This is a genomic window from Mesorhizobium sp. M4B.F.Ca.ET.017.02.2.1 (assembly GCF_003998955.1).
Lineage (GTDB): Bacteria > Pseudomonadota > Alphaproteobacteria > Rhizobiales > Rhizobiaceae > Mesorhizobium > Mesorhizobium abyssinicae.
Genome location: NZ_RZOF01000485.1, coordinates 1 through 3446, shown reverse-complemented (window position 1 = coordinate 3446; position 3446 = coordinate 1). Strand labels below are relative to the sequence as shown.

Genomic DNA, 3446 nt, shown 5'->3' with positions numbered 1-3446 from the left:
CCTCGCGCCGCGTGTGGGCAAAAGGCCCGCCGAGATCGACCGCCTCGCCGTTGAAGGCGGCGACCGCGCCGCCGAAATATTCCAGGCAATCCGCCGCCGAGGGCGCGTCCGCCACCAGCGTCTCCTGGATAGCCTTGCCGGTGTCCAGCGTCTCGATGCGCGCGAGATCGGCATTGCGGGCGCGAAGAATGTCGGCGGCGCGGCGCAGGATGCGGCCGCGCTCGACCGGCTTCAGCCGAGCCCAGGCCGGTTGTGCGGCGCGCGCGGCCTCGATCGCCAGTTCCAGCACGTTCGGCGTCGCGGAATGCAGCGTGGCGATTGTCTCGCCCGTGGCCGGATAGATCACAGGCAGCGGCGCGCCGCCCTCGTCCTCGATGTAGCGGCCGTTGACATAGTGCGATGCCGTGGGCTGGGCGCGCATGGTCTTCTCCATTGATGGTCGCTGGGCGGGAGGGCGCCAGCCTCACAATGCCCTATCGATCCGCCGCCTGCCAGCGCGGATTGATCCATGGTTCCTGGTTGGACGGCGCCAGCGGCATCCGCCCAAGGATGTGATCTGAAGCCTTCTCGCCGGTCATGATCGAGGGCGCGTTGAGATTGCCGTTGGTCACCCGCGGGAAGATCGAGGAGTCGGCGACGCGCAGGCCCTCGACGCCGATCACCCGGCATTCCGGATCGACCACGCTCGTCAGATCGTCGGCGCGGCCCATCTTGCACGTGCCGCAAGGATGATAGGCGCTCTCGGCGTGATCCCTGATGAAGGCGTCCAGATCCTCGTCCGACTGCACATGACTGCCGGGCGAGATCTCCTTGCCGCGGAAACTGTCGAAAGCCTTCTGCCCAAAGATCTCGCGCGTCAGCCGGATGCAGTGGCGGAACTCCGTCCAGTCGTCCGGATGCGACATGTAGTTGAAGCGGATCACCGGCTTCGCTTTCGCATCGGGCGAGCGCAGCGTCACCGAGCCGCGCGACTTCGAGCGCATCGGCCCGACATGCGCCTGGAAGCCGTGCGACTTCGCTGCCGCCTTGCCGTCATAGCGCACCGCCGCCGGAATGAAGTGGTACTGGATGTCCGGATAGTCGACGCCGGCCCGCGAGCGCACGAAAGCCGCGGCCTCGAAATGGTTGGTGGCGCCGAGGCCGGTCCTGAAGAACAGCCACTGTGCGCCGATCAACGCTTTGGAGAAGGGGTTGAGCACCGAATTCAGCGTGATCGGCTTGGTCGATTCCTGCTGGATGTAGAGTTCCATATGGTCCTGCAGATTGCGGCCGACGCCTGGCCGGTCGGCAACGACCTGGATGCCGTTTTCCTGCAGATGCGCGCCCGGGCCGATGCCCGACAGCATCAGGATCTTCGGCGAATTGATTGACGATGCCGCGACGATCACTTCACGTCGCGCCTTAACGATTTGAATCTGTTTGTTAGCTTCGATCTCGACCCCGATGGCGCGTTGATTCTCGATCACCACGCGGCGAGCGAAGCCCTTGACCAAGGTGACGTTTTTGCGTTTCAGAGCCGGCTTCAGATAGGCGTTCGCCGCCGACCAGCGGCGGCCGCCGAGAATGGTCTGCTCCATCGGGCCGAACCCTTCCTGCTTCGAACCGTTGTAGTCGTCGGTCAGCTCGAAACCGGCCTGGCGGCCGGCCTCGACGAAGGCGCCGTAGAGCGGGTTCCTGCGCGTGCCGCGTTGGACATGCAGCGGGCCGCGTTTGCCCCGCCAGCCATCCTCGCCGCCGTCGGAATCCTCCATGCGCTTGAAGTAGGGAAGCACGTCGGCGAAGCCCCAGCCGGTTGCGCCCTGTTCGGCCCAGTGGTCGAAGTCGCGCGCATGGCCGCGCACATAGACCATGCCGTTGATCGAGGACGAGCCGCCGATCACCTTGCCGCGCGGGGTGGCGAGCACGCGGCCGCCGAGATGCGGCTCCGGCTCGCTGGCAAAGCCCCAGTCGTAGAGGCTCATGTTGAGCGGGATCGACAGCGCCGACGGCATCTGGATCAGCGGCCCGATATCGGTGCCGCCGAACTCGATGACGATCACCGAGTGCTTGCCGTCCTCCGACAGCCTGTAGGCCATGGCCGAGCCGGCGGAGCCGGAGCCGATGATCACGAAGTCCGCTTCAAGCATTGTTCATATGCGCCCATCGTTCATATGCGAGATGAAATCGGCGAGCGAGACATTGCCGCCGGTAGCCACAACAAGGACGGTTTTTCCCGCCACGTTCACCTTTCCCCCAAGCAGCGCCGCCAGCGACGCCGCGCCCGACGGCTCCAGCACCAGCTTCATCCGCTCGAAGGCGATCTTCATGGCGCGCCGCACCGAGATATCGTCGACGGTGACGCCGCGCACGCCGGCCGCGCGCACCGCCGCGAATGGCGCTTCGCCGGGCTGCCTCGCCATAAGCCCGTCGCAGATCGATTTCGGCCCGATCGGCATCGTCTCGATGGCGCCGTGCGCCAGTGAGGAACCCATGCCGTTGAAGCCTTCCGGCTCGACCGCGATGATTTCGGTCTGGGGCGACAGATAGTGGAAAGCGAGCGACACGCCGCCGATCAGCCCGCCGCCGCCGACGGAGCAGAACACCAGGTCGGCATGCGCGTTCTTCGCCGCCAACTGGTCGAGCGCCTCCAGCCCGGCGCCGGCCTGGCCGGCAACGATCTCCGGATCGTCGAAGGGATGCAGCAGCGTGAGTCCTTCGGTCTCGGCGATCGCGCGCGCCCTGGCGGCCGCCACTTCCTCGCGTGCGCGATCGCCATGGTCGGTGAGCACGACGCGCGCGCCATAGCCGGCGGTGGCCTCACGCTTGGCGGCCGGCGCATCGATCGGCATCACGATGGTGACGGGAATGCCGAGCGCCTGGCCGGCGGCGGCCAGCCCTTGCGCGAAATTGCCGGACGAGTAGGCGACGACGCCTTTCTTGGCCTCATCCGGCGACAGCTGCTTCAGCCGCCAATAGGCACCGCGCACCTTGAAGGAGCCGGCCCATTGCAGCGATTCCGGCTTGACGAAGACACGCGCCGCGCCCGTCTCCCTGGCGAGCGCCGTCGACTCCAGCAATGGCGTCACCTGCGTTGCGGCCGAGGTGAGGGCATAGGCCATTTTGAGATGGTCGAGTGAGGGGACGAGCGTTGTCATCATTCGCCTCGCGGATACCGTTTGCTCTCCTCGAGATTGTCGAGGTTCATGTGGTTGCGCATGTAGCGCTCGGACGCCTTCTGCAGCGGCTGGAAATCCCAGGGGTAATAGGCGCCGTTGCGCAGCGCCGGATACACCACCCAGCGGCGCGCCTGGCTCTCGCGCACGGCGGCGTCGAAAGCGGCCATGTCCCAGCGCGCCCGGACCTTGTCCATGAACGCCGCGACCAGCGCCGCGTTGGCCAGGTCGTCGGCGAGGTTGTCACGCTCGAGCGGATCGGTTTCGAGGTCGAACAATTGCGGCGGCTCGGGT

General features: G+C 66.4%; 3 protein-coding genes and 1 pseudogene. All 4 read right to left on the bottom strand.

Features of this window, described 5'->3' with window-relative positions:
- Nucleotides 1-421: aldehyde dehydrogenase family protein (locus tag EN738_RS32460; protein WP_127287133.1), on the bottom strand; the 421-nt coding region annotated here is incomplete at its 3' end.
- A 52-nt stretch (nt 422-473) separates the two neighbouring features.
- Nucleotides 474-2126 (bottom strand): choline dehydrogenase, encoded by a 1653-nt coding sequence (gene betA, locus EN738_RS32455; protein WP_127287132.1) that lies wholly within the window; start codon nt 2124-2126, stop codon nt 474-476.
- 3 nt (nt 2127-2129) lie between these two features.
- Entirely contained in the window at nt 2130-3137 is a 1008-nt protein-coding gene (locus EN738_RS32450) for a threonine/serine dehydratase (RefSeq protein WP_127287131.1), read from the bottom strand.
- Nucleotides 3134-3446, bottom strand: a pseudogene (locus EN738_RS32445) (choline-sulfatase); the annotation flags it as partial. The pseudogene EN738_RS32445 and the gene EN738_RS32450, both read right to left, overlap by 4 nt.